Genomic DNA, 20,880 nt, shown 5'->3' on the forward strand with positions numbered 1-20,880 from the left:
AGATACGCCATGCAAGCCATCGCCTATCTGATCGGCACCTGCGACACCAAGGCCACCGAGCTGCGCTATTTACGTGAGCGGCTGGCCGCCGCCGGCGTGGCCAGCTGCATCGTCGACGTCGGCACCCAGGGTGACGACCAGGGCGTTGCCGACATCAGTGCCGCCGAGGTCGCCGCCTGCCATCCCGAGGGTGCTGCCGCGGTGTTCGTCAACGACCGCGGCCGCGCCGTGGCGGCCATGGCCGAGGCGCTGCGCCGCTGGCTGCCCGCGCGCGACGATCTGGGCGGCGCCCTGGGCATCGGCGGCTCCGGCGGCACCGCGCTGATCGCCCCGGCGCTGCGCGAGCTGGATATCGGCGTGCCCAAGCTGCTGGTCTCGACCATCGCCTCCGGCAACGTCGCGCCCTACGTCGGCCCCAGCGACATCGCCATGCTCTACTCGGTCACCGACGTCGCCGGCCTCAACCGCATCTCGCGGCGGGTGCTGGGCAACGCCGCCCACGCCCTGGCCGGCATGCTGCGCGAACGCATTCCGGCGGTGGCCGACGACAAGCCGGCCATCGGCCTGAGCATGTTCGGCGTCACCACAGACTGCGTGAACCGGCTCTGCGACAGCCTCGAGGCCGACTACGACTGCCTGGTGTTCCACGCCACCGGCACCGGCGGGCGCTCGCTGGAGAAGCTCGCCGACAGCGGCATGATCGAGGGCCTGCTGGATGTCACCACCACCGAGGTCTGCGACCTGTTCATGGGTGGTGTGTTTAGCGCCGGCGAGCAGCGCCTCGATGTCGTCGCGCGTACCGCGCTGCCCTACGTCGGCTCGGTGGGGGCGCTGGACATGGTCAACTTCGCCGGCCTCGAGTCGGTCCCCGAGCGCTATCGCCAGCGCCTGCTCTACGAGCACAACCCGCAGATCACGCTGATGCGCACCACCGCCGAGGAGAACGCGCGCATGGGGCGCTGGATCGGCGACAAGCTCAACCGCAGCCGCGGCCCCGTGCGCTTCCTGCTGCCCGAGGGCGGCGTCTCGGCGCTGGACGCCCCCGGCCAGCCCTTCCACGACCCGGCGGCCGACGCCGCCCTGTTCGAGGCGCTCGAGGCGACCGTCGAGCAGACCCCCGAGCGACAGCTGATTCGCTCGCCCCATCACATCAATGACCCGGCCTTCGCTGCACAGCTGGTCGAGCAGTTCCGCGAGGTCATGGCAACACGTTCAAGGAGACCAAATTGAAGAAGTGGAATCGAGAAGCGCTGATGGCGCACTTCCAGGCCATGGTGGCACGCGGCGAGCCCATCGTTGGCGGCGGCGCGGGCACCGGCCTGTCGGCGAAGTGCGAAGAGGCCGGCGGCATCGACCTGATCGTGATCTATAACTCCGGCCGCTACCGCATGGCCGGGCGCGGCTCGCTGGCCGGGATCATGCCCTACGGCAATGCCAACGAGATCGTCAAGGAGATGGCCCGCGAGGTGCTGCCGGTGACCCAGAACACCCCGGTCCTGGCCGGCGTCTGCGGCACCGATCCCTTCGTGTTCATGGAACCGTTCCTGGCCGAGCTCAAGGCGATGGGCTTCGCCGGGGTGCAGAACTTCCCCACCGTGGGCCTGATCGACGGCACCTTCCGCGCCAACCTGGAAGAGACCGGCATGCGCTATGCCCAGGAAGTGGAGATGATCCGCCAGGCCCGCGAGGCCGGGCTACTCACCACGCCCTACGTGTTCAACGCCGACGACGCACGCGCCATGACCGAGGCCGGCGCCGATATCATCGTTTGCCACATGGGCCTGACCACCGGCGGCAGCATCGGCGCCGAGACCGCCATGAGCCTGGATGACTGCGTCGCCGCCATCAACGACTGGGCGGCGGCGGCCAGGGCCGTGCGCGACGATGTGATCGTGCTCTGCCACGGCGGCCCGATTGCCGACCCCAACGACGCCGAATACATCCTGGCCCGCTGTTCCGGCTGTCACGGTTTCTACGGCGCCTCGAGCATGGAGCGACTGCCCACCGAGCGCGCCCTGACCGAGCAGACCCGAGCCTTCAAGAATATTCGCCGGGGCTGATTTACCATGTGCTTTAACGACGCTTGGGGGGTGTGCCTATGAACACCTTCTACTTCCTGGCCCTCAACGGCCTGACCATGGCGGCGCTGCTGTTCATCATGGCCAGCGGCCTGACCCTGGCCTTCGGGCTGATGCGGGTGGTCAACCTGGCCCACGGCGCCTTCTATCTGCTGGGCGGCTATATCGGGGTCCAGGTGATTCGCGACACCGGCAGCCTGACCCTGGGCATCCTGGCCGGCGGTGCCGTGGCCCTGGTCGGCGGGCTGCTGATGGAGCGCTTCCTGCTGCAGCGGGTGCGCGGCATGGATCTCTCCGAGGCGCTGCTGACCATCGCCGTGGGTCTGATCATCGCCGACGCCCTGCTGGTGGTCTACGGCGGACAGCCGGTGAGCCTGCCTCTGCCCCGTGAGCTGCGCGCGCCGGTGGACCTGGGCGTGATGATGTACCCCTACTTCCGGGTACTGATCATGATCTTCGCCGTGCTGCTGGGCATCGCGCTGTGGCTGGTGATGACCTACACCCGCATCGGCGCGGCCATTCGTGCCGGCGTCGACGACCGCGAAACCGCCATGACCCAGGGCATCAACGTGCCGCTGCTGTTCGGCGGCGTGTTTGCCGTGGCCAGCTTCCTGGCCGGCGTCGCCGGCGTCATCGGGACCTCCTACATGTCGCTGACCCAGGGGCTCGACGTGCGGGTGCTGATGCTCTCGCTGGTGGTGATCATCATCGGCGGCATGGGCTCGCTCAAGGGGGCCGCGGTCGGCGCGCTGATCACCGGTATGGTGTCGAGCTTCGCGACCGGCTACCTGCCGCAGTTCGCGCTGTTCTTCCTGTTCCTGCCGATGACGCTGATCCTGGTCTTTCGCCCCCAGGGCCTGTTCGGGAGGGTGACATGAAACGCGAATACCTGATCATTGTGATGATCCTCGTCGCCCTCCTGGCCTGGCCGCTGGTGATGGGCAACTACGCCGTGTCCCAGGCCAACCGGGCGATGATCTACGCCCTGGCGGCGCTGAGCTTCTCGCTGCTGGCCGGCCGGCTGGGCTGGTTCTCGCTGTGCCAGACCACCTTTGCCGGCATCAGTGGCTACACCATCGCCATCCTGGGGGTGCGCTTCGGCCTGCCTTTCCCGCTGGTGGTCACGCTGGCGCTGCTGTTGACCACGCTGAGCGCGGTGATCTTCGGCCTGCTGACGGTGCGCTCGCGCAAGGTCAGCTTCCTGATGCTGACCCTGGCACTCGGCCAGATGGTGTGGGCGCTGTCGTTCCAGTGGGTCGACGTCACCGGCGGCTACAACGGCATCGCCGGGGTACGCATGCCGGTGTATGGCGACCTCAATCTCAACGACACCCGGGTCTTCTACGCCCTGGTCGCAACGGTCACGGTGGCGATCTACCTCGCCGTGTGGCGAGTGTATCGCTCGCCCTTCGGCCTGCTGCTGCTGGGCATCCAGGAGAACGAGCAGCGCATGCGCGCGCTGGGCCACCCCGTCGCCCTGGCCCGCTTCACCGCCTTCGTGCTGGCGGGCGCCATTGCCGGCGTAGCGGGGGTCTTCCTGGTCTACGACATGGGCATCATGTCGCCGTCACCGCTGGGGCTCGGCCACGCCGTGTGGGTGCTGACCGCCGCGGTGCTGGGCGGCTATCGCAGCCTGCTGGGCCCGGCGATTGGCGTGGCCGTGTTGATCGCCCTGGAGACCCTGGTTTCCCAATACACCGACCGACACATGATGGTGATCGGTGTGGTGCTGCTGCTCTCGATTCTGCTGATGCCGCGCGGGCTGGCAGAAATGTTCGAGCAGCACTTCAAGCGCAAGTCGAAGCCCCAGGCTTCCGTGACAACAACAACCCGAGGAGAAGAGCCATGAAGTACGCCAAGACGCTCATCGTAAGCAGCATATCCGCCCTGGCGGTAGGCGCCACCGCCCACCTGCAGGCCGACGACACCCTACGCATCGGCGTGATCGGCCCCACCACCGGCGTGTTCTCCTTCTTCGGCGAGCAGCAGCGCATGGGCGTGGAGCTGGCCATGGAAGAACTTGCCGAGCAGCTGGAGGCGCTCAATATCGAGGTCGAGTTCTACGACTCCCAGGGCGATGCCGAGACCACCGTCGACCGGCTGCGTGCCATGGAGTCGCGTGACGACGTCGACCTGGTGGTCGGCCCGGTGCTCGGCGGTACCGGCCTGGCCGGCCTGGAGTGGGCCAAGAGCTCGGGCATGCCGACAGTGATCTCCTACTCGGCCCCCGAGGACATCACCATGCGCGACCGCGCCGAGAACGTGGTGCGCGCCGGCTGGACCGGGGCGCAGCCGATGTTCGCCTTCGGCGAGTACGTCGCCGAGGAGCTCGGCCATCAGCGCATCGTCATGGTCGGGCAGGACTACTCCTTCCCCTACAACCAGCTGGGCGGCTTCCTCAAGGGCTTCTGCGCCGCCGGCGGGGAGTCGGTGGAGCGCATCTGGCACCCCACCGGCACCTCCGACTACAGCTCGATCCTGGCGACCCTGCCGGACGGCGATGCACTGCTCTACAATGGCGCAGGCAGCGACGGCCTGGCGTTCTTCCAGCAGTACTACGACTTCGGCATCGACGCGCAGATGCCGCTGCTTGGCGGCTCCAACTTCTTCGCCGTGGGCGACCTGCCGGAGATGGGCGAGCAGGCCATCGGCGGCCTCTCGGCGCTGCAGTATGCCGAAGGCCTGGAGACCGACAACTTCCAGGCGTTCCGCGACGCCTTCTGGGCGATGCATGGCGACGAGGTCATGCCGCTGGCGCCGGCCGAGCACGGCTATGTGGCCTTCATGATGGCGGTGAACGCCTTCGAGAGCGCCAACGGCGGCGACCGCGACGCGCTGATCGCCGCCCTGCGCGAGACCGAGATGCCGGATGCGCCGCGCGGCCCCTTCCATCTCGACGAGTACGGCAACCCGGTACAGAACATCTACATCAACGAGGTTCAGGAAGTCGACGGTCGCCTGGTCAACGTGCCGATCAAGACCTATGAGAACGTCAGCCAGTTCGGCCCCTTCGACGCCGAGGAGTACCTCGCCGGCGAGCCCGACAGCCGCGACTTCCCGCCCGGCAACTGCTCGGACCCTTACTATGACTGACCCACAGCCTGAGATGAGCCCTGTGCCGGCGCTGGAGGTCGCCGGCCTGGCCAAGTCCTTCGGTTCGCTGATGGTGGCCAGCGACGTCCATCTGCGGGTGGACGCCGGCGAGCGGCGTGGGCTGATCGGCGTCAACGGCGCCGGCAAGACCACGCTGTTCAACATGATCGCCGGCGAGCTCAAGCCCGACCGCGGCTCGATCGGTTTCTTCGGCGACGATATCACCCGCGACTCGGTCATCCAGCGCACCCTCAAGGGGCTGGGCCGCACCTATCAGGTGTCGACCATGGTGCCGTCGGTCACGGTGCGAGAGAACCTCGCGCTGGCCCGCGGCAATGGCCGGCTGCCGTCGCTGTGGCAACCCTGGCAGTCGCGACTGGACGACGACCTGATGGCCACCGCCGAGCGGCTGGGCCTGACGCCGGTGCTCGACGAGACGGTGGCCAACCTCTCCTACGGCACCCTGCGCCAGCTGGAACTGGCCATGGTGATGGCCCAGCAGCCGCGACTGCTGCTGCTCGACGAGCCCGCCGCCGGGCTCTCCCATGCCGAGCGCCAGGTGCTGCAAGGCATCCTGCGCAACCTGCCCCAGGAGGTGACGCTGCTGATGATCGAACACGATATGGAGATGGTCCTGGCGCTCAGCGACCGCATTTCGGTGCTGCACCAGGGCGAAATGTTTGCCGAGGGCACGCCTGACGAGATTGCCGCCCACCAGGGCGTGCGCGATATCTACCTGGGGCGTGCCAATGGCTGAAACAGTGATACGCGTCGAGCACCTCGAGGCCCATTACGGGCTGGGCCTGGCGCTGCAGGGCCTGACGTTCAGCGTGGGCAAGGAGTGTGTCGCGGTGATGGGGCGTAACGGGGTGGGCAAGACCACCCTGGCGAGGGCGCTGATGGGGCTCGATCCGCCCCAGGCACGCGGCTCGGTGGAACTGCTGGGTCGGCCGGTGCTCGGCTGGTCGCCGCAGCGCATCGCGCAGCTGGGGGTCGGCTATGTCCCCCAGGGGCGCCGGCTGTTTCCGTCACTCAGCGTCGACGAGCACCTGCAGCTGAACGCGCGCAAGGGCCCCGCCGGGCAGCAGTGGTCGGCTAGCCGAGTGTTCGAGCTGTTTCCCTCGCTGGGTCGACGGCGCCGCGCCTATGGCGACCAGATCTCCGGCGGTGAGCGCTCGATGCTGGCCATCGGCCGGGCCCTGGTCACCAACCCCGGCTGCCTGATCCTCGACGAGCCAACCGAGGGCCTGGCGCCGGCCGTGGTGGAGGACGTGGCGCTGAGCTTGAAGGAGCTGAGCCGCGAAGGTGTCGCGGTGCTGCTGATCGAGCAGAACGTCAAGGCGGCGGTGATGGCGGCCGATCGCGCCTACTTCATGTCGGAGGGCCAGATCGTGCATGAAACCGCCGACGGCGAGTCGATGTCCGACGAGGCCACGCTGGGGCGCTATCTGGGTGTCTCGGTCTAGGCGGCGATGGCCTTGTTGCGTCAGGCATCGTAGAGTGGCGGCGATTTGCACATCGAGGATCGCCGCCAATGCACCCCGAGGACCTGCAGACCCTGGTCACCATGAAGATGCCCTACGGCAAATACGCCGGGCGCCTGCTCGCCGACCTGCCCGGCCCCTACCTGGCCTGGTTCGCCCGCGAGGGTTTTCCTCCGGGCGAACTCGGTCGGCTACTGCAGCTGATGCACGAGATCGATCATAACGGGCTTGGCGAACTGCTCGACCCGCTGCGCTGAGGGTGCCTACAAAAAGGCTGCACTCACGCCGTGGAGACGGTGTAGACCATCTGCATGGCGAGGATGACCAGCATCACCGCGAACACCCGCTTGAGGGTCGCCACCGGCAGGCGGTGGGCGAGCCGCGCCCCCATGGGAGCGGTGAGGATGCTCAGCGGCGCCATCAGCAGCAGCGCCGGCAGGTAGACGTAGCCCAGCGCCGCGCTAGGCAGGCCCGCCACACCCCAGCCGTTGATCAGGTAGCCCAGCGCCCCGGCCAGGGCGATCGGCAAACCCACCGCCGCCGAGGTGCCGATGGCGTGCTGGACCTTGATGTTGCACCAGGTGAGAAAGGGCACGGTGAGCGCCCCGCCGCCGATCGCCACCAGCGCCGAGATACCGCCAATGCCGGCGCCCGCCGCGCTGACCCCGAGCGGGCCCGGCAGGACCCGCGTCGGTTTGGGCTTGAGGTTGACCAGCATCTGCGCCGCCATCAGCAGCATGAAGCAGGCGAAGAAGATCGCCAACCCGCGGGTGGGGATCAGCGCCGCGACGAAGGTCGCCAGGAAGGTCCCGGCCAGGATGCCCGGGGTGATATAGCGCACTACCTGCCAGCGCACCGCGCCGTGGCGGTGATGCGAGCGCAGGCTCGACAGCGACGACGGCACGATGGCGGCCATCGAAGTGCCCAGCGCCAGATGGGCGAGGTGCTCGTGGGGCACGCCCTGCAGCACGAACAGCGAGGTCAGCACCGGCACCATGATGCCGCCGCCGCCGATCCCCAGCAGCCCCGCCATCAGGCCGACGAAACCGCCCAGCGCCATATAGGCCAACCACCAAACAAGATCCAAGGTCTCACTCCTTATCCGATACTTTCTGACACATGCCTGCTCTCGGCCAAAGCTGGCTAGTGTAGAGCAAAAACGCGTCACACTGGACGCACACAATGTCTGGCTTCCCCCGGCGACGCGGATTGCTTACCGTGGAGGCCAAGCTCTATCCGCTCTGCCACGGAGACCACAATGACAACACCCTCCCGCGATCTCATCGGTTACGGTCGTCAAAGGCCCACAGGCCGCTGGCCCAACGGCGCACGTCTGGCCGTCAGCCTGGTGATCAATTACGAAGAAGGCTCCGAACGGTCACTGGCCATGGGGGACCCGGACCAGGAATCGATGACCGAGTGGGGCAGCTACGCGATCCCCGACGGCACTCGAAACCTGGCCATGGAATCCATGTACGAGTACGGCTCGCGAGTCGGGATCTGGCGGATCCTCGACATCCTCGAGCAGGCCCGGGTGCCGGCCACCTTCCACGCCTGCGCCCTGGCCTTCGAGCAGAATCCAGAGGTGGCCCGCGCAGCGGTCGACGCAGGCCATGAGATCTGCAGCCACGGCTATCGCTGGGAAGAGGTCTTTCGACTTAGCGAAGACCAGGAGCGAGAGCATATCCGACTCGCCATTGCTTCGTTCGAGAAGACATGTGGCAAGCGTCCGGTAGGCTGGTACTGCCGCTATGGCCCCAGCATCCATACCCGCCGACTGCTGATCGAAGAGGGCGGCTTCCTCTATGATTCCGATGCCTATAACGACGACGTTCCCTATTTCGTGGAGGTCGAGGGGACGCGCCAGCTAGTGGTCCCTTACACCTCCGATGTCAACGACTTCCGCTACTGGAACTCCCCCGGTCTCACCCAGGCCGCCGACTTTCTTGAGTACATGCAGGAGAGCTTCGACGTGCTTTATGATGAATCTGCCAGCGGCCCGCGCATGATCTCGGTGGGCTTGCACCCGCGTATGGTCGGTCGACCCGGGCGGGTGCGTGCCATCAAGCGTTTTATCGAGTACGCACAGCGCCACCAAGACGTCTGGTTTGCCACCCGCGAGGAGATCGCTCGCGCCTGGCTAGCGCGGAGCTGACCCCTTACCCACTCCTGGAGAGCTTCACCATGCAGATCCCCACCGCCCTGCGCGACACCCTTGCCCCCAGCGGCGTACTGCGTGCCTCCATCAACCTGGGCAACCCCATTCTGGCCGGCCGCGAGCCCGACAGCGGCGCGCCCTGCGGCGTCTCCGTCGACCTCGCGCGGGCCTTCGCCGAGCGGCTGGGTGTCGAGATCGAGCTGCTGGCCTTCGACTCCGCCGGCCAGTCGGTCGAGACGGTGACCGCCGAACGCGCCGATATCGGCTTCTTCGCCGTCGACCCGCTGCGCGGCGAAGGCATCCACTTCACCGCTCCCTATGTGCTGATCGAGGGCTGCTACCTGGTCCGCAATGACTCGCCGCTGACCGACAACGAGCAGGTCGATCACGCCGGCAACCGAGTGGTGGTGGGCAAGGGCAGCGCCTACGACCTCTACCTGAGCCGCACACTCGAGCAGGCCGAGATCGTCCGCGCGCCGACCTCCACCGCGGTGGTGGCGCAGTTCGTCGAGCAGCGGCTCGAGGTGGCCGCCGGGGTCAAGCAGCAGCTGGAGCAGGATAGCCAGCAGCATGACGGGCTGCGCCTGCTGCCGGGGCGCTTCATGGTGATCCAGCAGGCCATGGGCCTGCCCAAGGGCCGCGGCGAGGCCGCCGCCAACTGCCTGCGTGCCTTCGTCGAGGAGATGAAGGCCAGCGGCTTCGTCGAGCGCGCCCTCGAGCGCCACGGCATCCAGGGCGCCAGCGTCGCGCCCTGACCCCGGCGCGGCCCTGGCAGCGTTCACTGGCGGGCCAGCACGCCCGCCCGTACGTTTAACCAGCATTTGTCTTACATTCGCCATGCACCGCTTTGGTGCTTTTAATTGGACTTTTTCTCTGAATTTCGCCCCTCAATGAGGGCCATTTCCGACATGGGCCATGCAGCTGCTGCATAATGGTGCATTGAGTCGCTGTACCGTCAACGATCGTTACTGTCGGGGAAACGTCCAATGCCCTATGTGCATGACACCATTTCACGCCTGCGCCACAGCAGTCCGGCCCAGACCGAGTTCTACCAGGCCGCCGAAGAGGTCCTCGAGTGCCTACGCCCACTCTTCGAGCGCAGCCCCTACTACCACGACCACAGCATCATCGAGCGCATCGTCGAACCCGAGCGCCAGATCATGTTCCGCGTCTGCTGGACCGATGATGCCGGCAAGGTGCGGGTCAACAAGGGCTACCGGGTGCAGTTCAACTCGGCGCTGGGCCCCTACAAGGGCGGCCTGCGTTTCCACCCCAGCGTGACGTCCGGCACCATCAAGTTCCTGGGCTTCGAGCAGATCTTCAAGAACGCCCTGACCGGCCTGCCCATCGGCGGCGGCAAGGGCGGCTCGGACTTCGACCCCAAGGGCAAGTCCGACACCGAGATCATGCGCTTCTGCCAGTCGTTCATGAGCGAGCTGTACCGGCATATCGGCCCGGCTACCGATGTGCCGGCCGGCGATATCGGCGTGGGCGCCCGCGAGATCGGCTATCTATTCGGCCAGTACAAGCGCCTGACCGGCTGCTACGAGGGTGTGCTGACCGGCAAGGGCCTGAGCTGGGGCGGCTCGCTCGGCCGCAAGGAAGCCACCGGCTACGGCGCGGTCTACTTCGCCCAGAGCATGCTCGAGGCCCGCGGCGAGGGCATCGAGGGCAAGACCTGCCTGGTCTCCGGGGCCGGCAACGTGGCCATCTACACCATCGAGAAGCTCTACGAACTGGGCGCCACGCCGATCACCTGCTCCGACTCCCGCGGCATGCTCCACGATCCGCGCGGCATCGACCTAGCGCTGCTCAAGGAGCTCAAGGAGGTCAAGCGCGTCTCGCTGGAGGCCTACCTGGCCACGCACCCCGAGGCGCACTACGTGCCGCTGGCAGACTACCCGGCCGACGGCCATGCGGTGTGGCGCATCCCGGCCGATGCCGCCTTCCCCTGCGCCACCCAGAACGAGCTGACCAAGGCCGATGCCGAGACGCTGCTCGGCCATGGCGTCGACTGCATCAGCGAGGGCGCCAACATGCCCTCCACCGCCGACGCCGTCGATCTGTTTCTGGATGCCGGGGTCGCCTACGGCCCCGGCAAGGCAGCCAACGCCGGCGGCGTGGCCACCAGCCAGCTGGAGATGGCCCAGAACAGCAGCATGCAGCAGTGGCCGCTGGAGAAGGTCGATGCCAAGCTCAAGGCGATCATGGCCAGCGTCCACCGCCAGTGCGCCGACACCGCCGAGGAGTTCGGCGCGCCCAGCAACCTGGTGCTGGGCGCCAACATCGCCGGCTTTCGCAGGGTCGCCGACGCCATGATCGAACAGGGCGTTGGCTGAGCAGCCAATCGCCAAGCCCGGCAATAGCCGGGCTTGGGCTTACTCGGCTATCATGCAGGCACCCAATAGTCATCCACAGGTTGCCCATGAGCTCAGAGTTGACCGATTTCGAACAGCGCATGCAGCAGGAGATCGAGGACTTCCTCAAGCCGGACGCCAAGCCGACCACCACCCCGACCAAGCCCGCCGCGCGTCCCGTCAAGCTCGACCGGCAAGACGCCAAGTCGATGAAGACCGGGCATATCGTCAAGCTGGCGGTGCGCACCAAGCAGCTCGAGTTGGACACCGCCTTCGAATACCACTCCACCAGCATCTCCAAACTGGAAGCGCAGATGGAGGCCGAGAAGGCCGCCCGCAAGGCCGGCTATCCCATCGTCGGCTACGTGATCGATATTCAGCGGCTGTGAATGCCCGCCCCAAGGCGCGAAGAAGGACCGATCATCGGCTCAGCTCTGGTCTGCAGCAGGCGACTCCAACGCCGCATAGGCCACCATCTCCACCAGCATCTCTTCCCGGGCGAAGCCGGAAACGATGATCGCGGCGCGGTTGGGGAAGGGCGCCGTGACGTAGTCGGCGTAGAGGCGATTGACCGTGGCCAGATCCTCGCGACGGGTCACATAGATGAGCACCTGGGTCAGGTCCTGCATGCCTCCTCCGGCGCACGCCAAGGTATGGCGCAGATTCTCCAGCGTCTGCCGCGCTTGTGCCTCGATGCCGCCCTGCACCACGGCGCCATCGCTGCCAATCGGTATCTGGGCGGTAAACAGGATGCCGTTGCCGATCACGGCCCACTCCAGCGGCGCCTTGGCGGCGAACAGGTCGGTACGTACGGGATGAATCATGGGATCTCGCTCGATCAGTCGTTGTCGTTGACGCCGGCACCGGCGCCGCCACGTGAGGCCTCGCTGGACTCCACCAGCAGGCGATGGGCCAGCGTCTTGAGCCGCGCCCAGATAGCGTCATCCACCTCGATCCCGTCCTGCAGGGCCTGCTGGCGGCAGGCCAGCAGCGCCGACTCGGAGTGGCGGGCCAGCAGGTCGAGATCGTGGTCGGCGCCCAGCGAGGGCAGCAGCTCCACATGGTTGGCCATCACCAGGGTGATACCATCGTTGGGCTCGCTCTCCTCGGGCACGTCGCGCACCGAGTAGATCCTCACCTCCGGCGTGGCATGGCCGGCACGAAAGCCCACTACCTGTTCGGTGAGCGGCTCCTGGGCGTTGCGCCAGAACGCGGTGATATTGATCCCGCGCCCCGCCAGCCGGGCCAGGTAGCCCATGATCAGTTGGCGATTATGGCAGCGACGAATCTTCACCACCGAGAGCCCGCGGGCCCGGGCCTTGGCATAGCCCAGCTCGGTGGCCAGGCTGATGCTGCGCAGCACGCTGTGGCCCTGGCCATCCAGTACCGCCAGGTCGCCATCCTGGTAGATCACCCGCGGCAGCGCCTCGGGGTCCTCGGCGAGCAGGAAGTCCAGGCCGCGATTGAGCTGATCGACGCCGTTGAAGCCGTGACACTGCATCCAGGCCACCATGTCGGCAGCATCGGCGGCATCGCCCTCGTCGAAGCCGATTCCGCCGAAGGCCTTGCGGCACAGGCCCTGCAGTTCGTTGAATGACACCTTCATGGAGATATCCCTTGCGATAACGATGGGGGATGCACTCGCCCGCCCTCGCGGCGGGGCTCGAGGGGAAAGCTCCAGTCGTCGAAATCCCTAAGATCCTGCGGCTCGGCGTTGAGCTCCTCGACCAGCGGCGCGCCCTGGAAGAGCGTAATCCTGACCCAGCGGTCCGACTTGGGATCGAAGCGGCTGGCGCCGAAGAACGACAGCTTGGTGCGCAGCAGATGCATGGGCTTCATGTCGCGATGCCAGAGGTTGGCGTGGATATCGCCGTAGGGCGCCTTGACCAGGCTCTGCACGCGGCGAACGATCTCCTTGTGGCGCGGATGCTCGAGCAGAAAGTCGACCACCTTGGCGCGGGGCGCCGCCTCCAGGAAATCACACACCGCCCGGTGGCTATGCGCCACCCGGGGGCCTATGGCGATGGACATCTCCTTCTCGACACCGGGTTCGGCGTGGCGCACCCCGAGGCGGGGCTCCTCCTTTTCCGCGGAGCGATACCAGAACCAGTAGGCCCCCTCGCTGCTCGCGTAGTCATGGCACAGCGCCCAACCATAGTGGGTCTCGATCAGCTGACGCAGGCGCATCAGCGGCATGTCCGGCTCGAGATCCAGGTTCTCGTCGACGCCCATGCGCTCTTCCAGGGCGTCGACCGCCTCCGGGTAGAGCTCGATCAGCAGCGTATTGAGCAGCTCCTGAGCCTCCAGCGGCAGGGTCCGCGCCGCCCACTCCACCAGCTGCGACCAGAGGTCGGGCTCCAGGGGCACGCTGGCCAGCCAGGTCAGCACGTCCGGCAGCGCAGCCACGCTGGCGGCATTGCGCTCGCTCTGCTCAGGGTCCTCGGTGCGCGTCTCGGCCAGGTGCTGCATGGCGCGGCGGGTCAGCTCGATCAGTCGCTGGCGGTCGCGCTCCTCGGGCACTTGCCGCAGGGCCAGGGCCAGCGCCGTTTCGCGCTGGGTGACCCACTGGGCGATCAGCTGGGGGTGGTTGATCAGGAAGGGCGCCATGCCGAGCCCGGTGGAGTTGCCAATCCCCAGGTAGCGCCGCAGCTCGGTGGCCAGCGGGCAGGCGGTCTCCGGCGCCCGGCAGGCGGCCAGGTGCTCCACCTGCTCGATGGAGAAATGGCGCAGCAGATAGACCCCGGCCATCTGCGCCGAGAAGGGTCGCCGGAAGTCGGGATTGTCGAGCAGGCGGGCAAAGTCGGCGAGACCGAACTTGCCATTGCCGTAGACCGCCGTGGTGCGATAGAGGTAGCCGACCCGCGTCAGCCAGGCGGGGTCGGGCTGCTCGCCTCGTGCCAGGGCGTCGACGAAATGGGCGAAGTTGCGCAGGCTCTTGTTGGCCCGTGACAGTACCAGCACCCGGGGATGCTGACGTCCGGCTTCCTGCAGCGGCACATTGGCGGCCATCTGCGCCAGCAGGCTGTCATCCACGTCACCTTCGACCAGGCCGAAGGTGACATCCCAGGCCTCGGCGATCACCCGGTCGGAGCGCTGCTCATCCGCCAGCGGCTGGGCGAACATCACCCCGTGGTAGCGGGCGTTGGGCGTCTGCAGGCGATAGATCGCCGTGCCATGGCCCTCGGCGTTCAGCTCGAAGCGCACCCGGCTGACCTGCCAGCGCTGGCGGGCCATCTGGCGCACCAGGCTGCGCACGAAGCTCAGTCGGGTGGCGTGCAGGCTGCCGAGGCGCTCGAGCCGCATGACCTCGTCGGCAGGACGCAGCCCCAGGGGCAGCGCCGCCAGGCTTTCCACATCAGTCATTGACGATCACCTTGGGGCGCGTGGTGAGCCCCTGCTGCCGGGCCATGGCATAGGCCGCCTGGGGCCCGGTCCACAGCGAGGGCAGCAGCACCAGCGAGACCGGAATCGCGGTAATCACAATGAACTGCTGGAGCACGCCGATCTGCCCGGCCCCCATGTAGAGCAGAATGCCGGCCATCAACGACATGGCCACGCCCCAGAAGACCCGCACACCGACGTGGGGCTGATCATGCCCGGTACACACCACGGCGATGGCGTAGCTCATGGAGTCGCCGGTCGTCGCCACGAAGATGGTGGTCAGCAGCAGGATCGCCAGGGCCATCAGGACGCCGCCCGGCAGGGCCTGGGCAACGGTCAGGGTCGCCACATCGAACTGGAAGTTGTTGAGCGCTTCTGTCAGGTCGATTACCCCGGTCAGCTGGTAGTGAATGCCCGAGCCGCCCAGCAGGGTAAACCATACGGTGGTGGCAATCGGCGCCATCACCGCCACGGCCAGGATCATCTGGCGGATGGTGCGCCCACGCGAGATGCGTGCGACGAAGATCGCCATCAGCGGGCCATAGCCGATGAACCAGGCGAAGAAGAACACCGTCCACCACTGCATCCACCAGGCCGGCGCGGTTTCCGAGGTCATGGTAGCCATGGCCAGGAAGGAGCTCAGGTACTCGCCGAAGCCCTGCAGGTAGGCATTGGTCAGAAACAGGGTCGGGCCGAACAGGAAAATGATGGCGGCAATCGCCAGCGCCAGGAACACATTGAAGCGGCTCAGCATCTGGATGCCACGATGGATGCCGGTAGCGGCGGAGGTGACATAGAGCGCACCCAGAATGACCAGAATGACCAGCTGGGTGCCATACCCTTCGGTGACCCCGACGAGCTCATGCAGTCCGAAACTGACCTGGGTGGCCAGGAAGCCGATCGGCCCCACGGTGCCGGCCACTACGGCGATCACGCAGCAGGCATCGACCACACCGCCGAGCCAGCCACTCATCCTACGCTCGCCGAAGACCGGATAGAGCAGCGTCCTGGGCTGCAGCGGCAGTCCCTTGTCATAGTGGGCGTGGGCCAGCACCACGGCGGTCAACGAGCCCAGCACCGCCCAGGCCAAAAAGCCCCAGTGCATGAACGACTGCGCCAGTGCACCGGCCACCGCCTCCGCGGTTCCCGGCTCGGTGTCAAACGCCGGTGGCGTGACCACGAAGTGATAAACCGGCTCGCCGGCGGCGAAGAACACGCCACCTCCGGCCAGCAGCGTACACATGATGATCGATAGCCACTTGAAGGTGCTCAGCTCGGGCGTGTCGAGACCGCCGACCTTGGCGCTGGCCGCCGGCGAGATGGCAAGCCCCATGGCGATGAAAAAGGTCAACAGCAGCAGCAGCTGGAAGTAAGAGCCGAGCATGGCGGCGGTCCAGGCGAAACCGTTGCCGATGGCGTTGGCCACGCCGTCGACGTCGATGATCGACATCACCACGAACAGCACCACGAAACCGACGCTGAGCCCCAGGACGACGGGGTCGCCGAAGCGGTTGGCGTGCCCGGGGGGCGGTCTTTGCGATGAATGATGGTCAGGCGTACTCATGATGTTTTCCTTATTATGGATGAACCGCGGGTGGGAGAAGTCAGCTCGTGGCCGGGATAGCGGCACGCTGCAGCAGTGCCACCCAGTTACGGCCCATGATGCGCTCGACCTCGGTCTCGTCGAAACCGCGCTGGCGTAGCCCGGCGATCAGGTTGGGGAAGTCGCGGCTGTCGCGTAGCCAGGCCAGTGGCCGCGGCCAGCCGGCATTGCTGGCGCTACCCTCGCCGTAGTCCATCTCCTTGGACCAGCGACCGTTGCGCATCCACTCGAGGACCGAGACCGGCTGGTCCTGGCAGAGGTCGGTGCCCAGGCCCACATGCTCGATGCCCATCAGATCCACGGTGCGGGCAATCATCTCGCAGTAGGCTTCCAGGCTGCAGTCCGGCCCATCCTTGAGATGGAATGGATAGGCGGAGAATCCCAGCAGGCCGCCGCTCTCGGCGATCGCCGCCAGCACCCGGTTGGACTTGTTGCGCTTGGCCGCATGGAAGAACTCAGGGTTGGCATGCGAGATGATCACCGGCCGCTCGGAGAGCGCGATCGCCTCGAGAGTGGAACGCTCGGCGCTATGCGACATGTCGATCACCATGCCGACCCGATTCATCTCGCGAATCACCTGACGGCCAAAACGGGTGATGCCGCTGTCCTCGCTCTCGTAGCAGCCGCAGGCCAGCAGGCTCTGGTTATTGTAGGTGAGCTGCATGATCAGCAGGCCCAGGCGGCGCATTACCGCCACCATGTCGATATCGTCCTCGATGGGCGAGCAGTTCTGGGCCCCCAGGAAGATACCCACCTTGCCGGCCTGTTGCGCACGCAGGATATCGGCAGGCTCCAGCACCGGCATGATCAGGTCGGCGTGCTGCTCGAAGCGCCGGTTCCACTCCCCCAGCCGCGACAGGGTCTCACGCGTCGTCTCGTGGTAGACCAGGGTGGCATGCACGGCATCGACGCCGCCCTCGCGCATCTGCTGGAAGATCTCCCGCGACCAGTTGGAGTACTGCAGGCCATCAATGGTCAGCACTTGCTTGGACATGGAATGCTCCTCGGGCCTTGGCTCAGTTGGCTTTGACGTAGCAGGTCTTGACCACGGTGTAGAACTCCCGGGCATAGCGACCCTGCTCACGGGGGCCGAAGCTCGAGTCCTTGCGACCGCCGAAGGGCACGTGGTAATCGGTGCCGGCGGTGGCCAGGTTGACCATCACGCAGCCGGTCTCGGCGCGGGCCTTGAACTCGCTGGCCAGGGCCAGGGAGTCGGTAATGATCCCCGCGGTGAGGCCGAAGTTGGTGTCGTTGAGGGTGGCGATGGCGGTGTCCATGTCGGCGACCTTGATCACGCAGGCGATGGGGCCGAAGACCTCTTCGCGGTTGATGGCCATGGCGTTGGTCGTCGCAGTGAACAGAGTCGGCGCCATGAAGTAGCCGTCACTGGCACACTCGACGCGATGGCCACCAAAGGCCAGCTCGGCCCCATCGGCCTTGGCGCGCTCGATCCAGGCCAGGTTGGATTCGAGCTGGCGGGCCTCGGCCACCGGGCCGATCTGCACGCCCTCCTCCAGGGCCGGCCCCACCTTGGCCCGCGCCAGGCGGGCCACCAGCTTCTCGACGAAGGCGTCATGCACGGCCTCATGCACGATCAGGCGCGACGAGGCGGTGCACTTCTGGCCGGTGCCGGAGTAGGCACCGTTGAAGGCGGCCTCCACGGCCAGGTCGAGGTCGGCGTCCGCGGCAACGATCAGCGCATTCTTGGAGCCCATCTCCAGCTGGCACTTGACCAGGTTGCCGGCGGTGGCCGCCGCCACCCGGCGCCCCACCTCCAGCGAACCGGTAAAGCTCAAGGCATCGATCGCCGGGCTCGAGATCAACGCCTCGCCGACGCTGCCGCCAGAGCCCATCACCAGGTTGAAGGTGCCGGCGGGCAGCGCCTGGCGGCTGATGATCTCGGTCAGCGCCCAGGCGCTGGCGGGCACCAGGTTGGCCGGCTTGAAGACCACCGCATTGCCGAAAGCCAGCGCCGGGGCGATCTTCCACACCGCCGTGGCCATGGGGAAGTTCCAGGGGCTGATCACCCCCACCACGCCGACCGGCTCGCGGCGGGTCTCCACCTCGACCCCGGGACGCACCGAATCGACACGCTCGTCGATCTGGCGCAGCACCTCGGCGGCGTAGTAGTGGAAAAACTGTGCGGAACGATAGACCTCCCCCACGCCCTCGGCCAGCGGCTTGCCCTCCTCACGGGAGAGCAGGCGCCCCAGCTCCTGCTTGCGCGCCGCCAGCTCGTCGCCGATGGCCATCAGCAGCGCATAGCGCTGTTCCAGGCCACTCCTGGCCCACTCGCGCTGGCCCTGCCTGGCCGCGGCAATGGCCTCCCCGACCTGGGCGGCACTGGCCTGGGCATAGTGGCCGATCAGGTCCTGGCGATCCGACGGGCTGTAGTTGGCGGCGGTGCTTTCACCCTCGACCCACTGTCCGGCGATAAAAAGGGAGTGGTTGGCTGACATGGTGATCTCCTGAATAGCGTTGACATCATCCTAGGAGAGGCACCAAGATAAGGATAATCAATAAATTATAAGAATTGATCAGAAAAATTTACCATGCCACCAGAACTCAAGCTCCAGCCCCTTCGCTATGTATTGGCGATCATCGATCACGGCGGCTTCCATGCCGCCGCCAAGCAGCTGCATCGCAGCCAGCCGGCCATCTCCATGGCGGTACGCGATCTGGAGTTCCGTCTTGGCCAGCCGCTGTTCGAGAAGGGCAACGGCCAAACCCTACTGACCCCCTTCGGGCACTGGTGTGAACCGCGCTTTCGCGAGCTGGTAGCCCATCACGACCGCCTGAGCCGTGACGCAATGGCCTTGGCGAGCGCCCAGGCGGGTCGTGTCGATATCGCCGCGGTCCCCTCGGTGGCCAGCCGCCTGATGCCTGGCCTCCTTGCCAGCTTCGTCCACGACTATCCGGGTATCGAGATCAGCCTCCAGGATGGTCACTCGGAGCGGGTCAACCAGATGGTGCTCAAGGGCGAAGTGGAACTCGGCATCACCAGCCTGTGGCTGCCCGACGAAGCGCTGAGCTTCACCCCCCTGCTACACGATGAGATAGGCGTGGTGTGCCGCGACGACCACCCCCTGGCCGCTCATGGCCATCTGCACTGGCAGGCACTGGCGGGCCATGCGCTGATCCGCAACGGCACCTCGCGGCTGCTGGAGGGCTCCCCCGCCGCCGAGCTGCTGGCTCAGAGCACGCTATATATCTCCAACATGATCTCGCTGACCGCCATGCTCGAGGCCGGCATCGGCATCACCACCCTGCCGCGCCTGGCCTTCCAGGAGGAGCATGAGCGGCTGCGCTTCATTCCCCTCTCCACGCCCAGGCTGGAGCGGCAGATTGGCCTGCTGCGCCGGGCACGACAAAGCCTCTCGCCTGCCTCTGAGGCGATGCATGAATACCTGCTTGAAAGGCTGGTGGGATCCCACAACGACGAAGGGCCTACGGCGGAACCGTAGACCCTCGGAATAGTGGCGCGCCCAGAAGGATTCGAACCTTCGACCCCTGCCTTCGGAGGGCAGTACTCTATCCAGCTGAGCTATGGGCGCGCGGCTGCAGCGAGCTGCAGTGCATTGAAGCGGGCACAATGCTAACTGCCCGCCCGGCGAGTGTCCAGCGCCGCCGCGGCCGCTCCCGCGCACGCCTACGCCAAATGGCCTGCAATGGGGCATTTTCCTGGCAAACCTCTTGCCGGTATACTGGTTCCATTCTTCGTGCCAGGCGCAGCTGCGGGTGGTATGGCGGCGTCCTACACAATAACGCATCGAGCAGTTCTCGATACCGGACCGTAAGAGGTGGTGAGAGTGAATTCCAGCAAGTTGATCATCGGGTGCCTGACCACCCTGGGCCTGGCCGTAGCGGCCGCCTCCCAAGCACACGCCGACGCCGATCGTGACGCCATTGCCGAGCGACTCAAGCCGGTTGGCCAGGTGTGCCTGCAGGGCCAGGACTGCGGTACTGCAGCCGCCGCCGAGAACGGTGACGAGGCCGCCGACAATGGCAACGGCCTCGACGGCGGGGCCATCTACGGCCGCGTCTGCGCCGCCTGTCACGACAGCGGTGCTGCCGGCGCGCCGATGATGGACGACGCCGACGCCTGGGCCGATCGCCTCGACCAAGGCATCGAGACCCTCTACGAGAATGCCATCAACGGTATCGGCGCCATGCCGGCCCGCGGCGGCGACTCCAGCCTCTCGGATGAAGAGGTCATGGCGTCGACCAACTACCTGATCGAATCCGTCTACGACGGCGACCTGCCCGAGATCGGTGGCGACGACGAAGCCGAGATGGCGGAAGAGTCCAACGGCGAGGAAGAGGCCGACGTCGCCGCCAACGGCGAGGAAGAGGCAGCCGTCGAAGAAGAGGTGGCGGCTACCGAGGAAGAGAATGGCCTCGACGGCGAAGCGCTGTATGCCAGCGGCGGCTGTGCGGCCTGTCACGACAGCGGTGCTGCCGGCGCGCCGATCGTCGGCGACGACTGGGGCGAGCGCATGGATCAAGACATCAGCGAACTGTATGCCAATGCCATCAACGGCATCGGCGCCATGCCGCCCAAGGGTGGCAACAGGTCGCTCTCCGATGAAGAGGTCGAGGCCATCGTCGACTATATGGTCGCCGAGTCCGAATAAATGACCTGAGCGGTTGAGGTCATTGCTTTGAAGGGCGCCAGCTGGCGCCCTTCTTGCGTCTGGGCGGCCCCTGCTGGCAGGTGAAGGCTTTG

The 20,880-nt window shown here is 66.5% G+C and carries 21 protein-coding genes and 1 tRNA gene; 14 read left to right on the forward strand and 8 right to left on the reverse strand.

What is annotated here, in order from left to right:
• Nucleotides 1-9: 9 nt before the first annotated feature.
• From BWR19_18370 to BWR19_18405, 8 genes are all read left to right on the forward strand, one after another.
• A complete protein-coding gene (locus tag BWR19_18370; GenBank protein APX94727.1) occupies nucleotides 10-1,230 on the forward strand; it encodes a hypothetical protein in 1,221 nt (406 codons plus the stop codon).
• Between the two features lie 23 nt (nucleotides 1,231-1,253).
• A complete protein-coding gene (locus tag BWR19_18375) occupies nucleotides 1,254-2,060 on the forward strand; it encodes a hypothetical protein (GenBank protein APX95103.1) in 807 nt (268 codons plus the stop codon).
• 38 nt (nucleotides 2,061-2,098) lie between these two features.
• On the forward strand, nucleotides 2,099-2,956 hold the full coding sequence (locus tag BWR19_18380) for a hypothetical protein (GenBank protein APX94728.1): 858 nt from the start codon (nucleotides 2,099-2,101) through the stop codon (nucleotides 2,954-2,956).
• Nucleotides 2,953-3,927: a hypothetical protein gene (locus BWR19_18385; GenBank protein ID APX94729.1), complete on the forward strand. Its 975-nt coding sequence runs from the start codon at nucleotides 2,953-2,955 to the stop codon at nucleotides 3,925-3,927. Before BWR19_18380 ends, BWR19_18385 begins: the two co-directional genes overlap by 4 nt.
• Entirely contained in the window at nucleotides 3,924-5,171 is a 1,248-nt protein-coding gene (locus BWR19_18390; protein ID APX94730.1) for a hypothetical protein, read from the forward strand. The genes BWR19_18385 and BWR19_18390 overlap by 4 nt, the downstream gene beginning before the upstream one ends.
• Nucleotides 5,164-5,928 carry a hypothetical protein gene (locus BWR19_18395; GenBank protein APX94731.1) on the forward strand — a complete coding sequence of 255 codons (765 nt, stop codon included), beginning with the start codon at nucleotides 5,164-5,166 and terminating at the stop codon, nucleotides 5,926-5,928. Before BWR19_18390 ends, BWR19_18395 begins: the two co-directional genes overlap by 8 nt.
• Nucleotides 5,921-6,637 carry a hypothetical protein gene (locus tag BWR19_18400; protein APX94732.1) on the forward strand — a complete coding sequence of 239 codons (717 nt, stop codon included), beginning with the start codon at nucleotides 5,921-5,923 and terminating at the stop codon, nucleotides 6,635-6,637. Before BWR19_18395 ends, BWR19_18400 begins: the two co-directional genes overlap by 8 nt.
• A gap of 68 nt (nucleotides 6,638-6,705) precedes the next feature.
• A complete protein-coding gene (locus tag BWR19_18405; protein ID APX94733.1) occupies nucleotides 6,706-6,912 on the forward strand; it encodes a hypothetical protein in 207 nt (68 codons plus the stop codon).
• A 23-nt stretch (nucleotides 6,913-6,935) separates the two neighbouring features.
• Here BWR19_18405 and BWR19_18410 read toward each other — a convergent pair whose 3' ends face one another.
• Nucleotides 6,936-7,742 (reverse strand): hypothetical protein, encoded by an 807-nt coding sequence (locus BWR19_18410; GenBank protein APX94734.1) that lies wholly within the window; start codon nucleotides 7,740-7,742, stop codon nucleotides 6,936-6,938.
• A gap of 171 nt (nucleotides 7,743-7,913) precedes the next feature.
• Here BWR19_18410 and BWR19_18415 point away from each other — a divergent pair, with 171 nt between their 5' ends.
• From BWR19_18415 to BWR19_18430, 4 genes are all read left to right on the forward strand, one after another.
• Nucleotides 7,914-8,810, forward strand: a complete 897-nt coding sequence (locus tag BWR19_18415) for an allantoinase (GenBank protein APX94735.1) — start codon at nucleotides 7,914-7,916, stop codon at nucleotides 8,808-8,810.
• Between the two features lie 29 nt (nucleotides 8,811-8,839).
• Nucleotides 8,840-9,568: an ABC transporter substrate-binding protein gene (locus BWR19_18420; protein ID APX94736.1), complete on the forward strand. Its 729-nt coding sequence runs from the start codon at nucleotides 8,840-8,842 to the stop codon at nucleotides 9,566-9,568.
• A 231-nt stretch (nucleotides 9,569-9,799) separates the two neighbouring features.
• Entirely contained in the window at nucleotides 9,800-11,152 is a 1,353-nt protein-coding gene (locus BWR19_18425; protein ID APX94737.1) for a glutamate dehydrogenase, read from the forward strand.
• 98 nt (nucleotides 11,153-11,250) lie between these two features.
• Nucleotides 11,251-11,559 carry a hypothetical protein gene (locus tag BWR19_18430; GenBank protein ID APX94738.1) on the forward strand — a complete coding sequence of 103 codons (309 nt, stop codon included), beginning with the start codon at nucleotides 11,251-11,253 and terminating at the stop codon, nucleotides 11,557-11,559.
• A gap of 39 nt (nucleotides 11,560-11,598) precedes the next feature.
• On the opposite strand, the gene BWR19_18435 is transcribed toward BWR19_18430, so the two are convergent.
• Genes BWR19_18435 through BWR19_18460 form a run of 6 tightly spaced genes read right to left on the reverse strand, consistent with a single transcriptional unit; the run spans nucleotide 11,599 to nucleotide 18,613 of the window.
• Nucleotides 11,599-11,994: a reactive intermediate/imine deaminase gene (locus BWR19_18435; GenBank protein ID APX94739.1), complete on the reverse strand. Its 396-nt coding sequence runs from the start codon at nucleotides 11,992-11,994 to the stop codon at nucleotides 11,599-11,601.
• Nucleotides 11,995-12,008: 14 nt separating this feature from the next.
• The gene (locus tag BWR19_18440; protein APX94740.1) at nucleotides 12,009-12,776 is read right to left on the reverse strand and encodes a hypothetical protein; all 768 of its coding nucleotides are present in this window, start codon (nucleotides 12,774-12,776) and stop codon (nucleotides 12,009-12,011) included.
• On the reverse strand, nucleotides 12,773-14,533 hold the full coding sequence (locus BWR19_18445; GenBank protein APX94741.1) for a hypothetical protein: 1,761 nt from the start codon (nucleotides 14,531-14,533) through the stop codon (nucleotides 12,773-12,775). The genes BWR19_18440 and BWR19_18445 overlap by 4 nt, the downstream gene beginning before the upstream one ends.
• A complete protein-coding gene (locus tag BWR19_18450; GenBank protein APX94742.1) occupies nucleotides 14,526-16,115 on the reverse strand; it encodes a BCCT transporter in 1,590 nt (529 codons plus the stop codon). Before BWR19_18450 ends, BWR19_18445 begins: the two co-directional genes overlap by 8 nt.
• A gap of 40 nt (nucleotides 16,116-16,155) precedes the next feature.
• Nucleotides 16,156-17,136 carry a peptidase M19 gene (locus BWR19_18455; protein APX95104.1) on the reverse strand — a complete coding sequence of 327 codons (981 nt, stop codon included), beginning with the start codon at nucleotides 17,134-17,136 and terminating at the stop codon, nucleotides 16,156-16,158.
• 34 nt (nucleotides 17,137-17,170) lie between these two features.
• On the reverse strand, nucleotides 17,171-18,613 hold the full coding sequence (locus BWR19_18460; protein ID APX94743.1) for an aldehyde dehydrogenase family protein: 1,443 nt from the start codon (nucleotides 18,611-18,613) through the stop codon (nucleotides 17,171-17,173).
• 93 nt (nucleotides 18,614-18,706) lie between these two features.
• Between BWR19_18460 and BWR19_18465 the strand changes: the two genes are divergently transcribed.
• Complete coding sequence (locus tag BWR19_18465) at nucleotides 18,707-19,618, forward strand: LysR family transcriptional regulator (GenBank protein ID APX94744.1); 912 nt, start codon at nucleotides 18,707-18,709, stop codon at nucleotides 19,616-19,618.
• Nucleotides 19,619-19,631: 13 nt separating this feature from the next.
• Here BWR19_18465 and BWR19_18470 read toward each other — a convergent pair.
• Nucleotides 19,632-19,708 (reverse strand) — tRNA-Arg (locus BWR19_18470).
• Between the two features lie 255 nt (nucleotides 19,709-19,963).
• Between BWR19_18470 and BWR19_18475 the strand changes: the two genes are divergently transcribed.
• Nucleotides 19,964-20,788 (forward strand): cytochrome c5 family protein, encoded by an 825-nt coding sequence (locus tag BWR19_18475; protein APX94745.1) that lies wholly within the window; start codon nucleotides 19,964-19,966, stop codon nucleotides 20,786-20,788.
• Nucleotides 20,789-20,880 lie beyond the last annotated feature (92 nt).

Source organism: Halomonas sp. 1513, from assembly GCA_001971685.1.
Classification (GTDB): domain Bacteria; phylum Pseudomonadota; class Gammaproteobacteria; order Pseudomonadales; family Halomonadaceae; genus Franzmannia.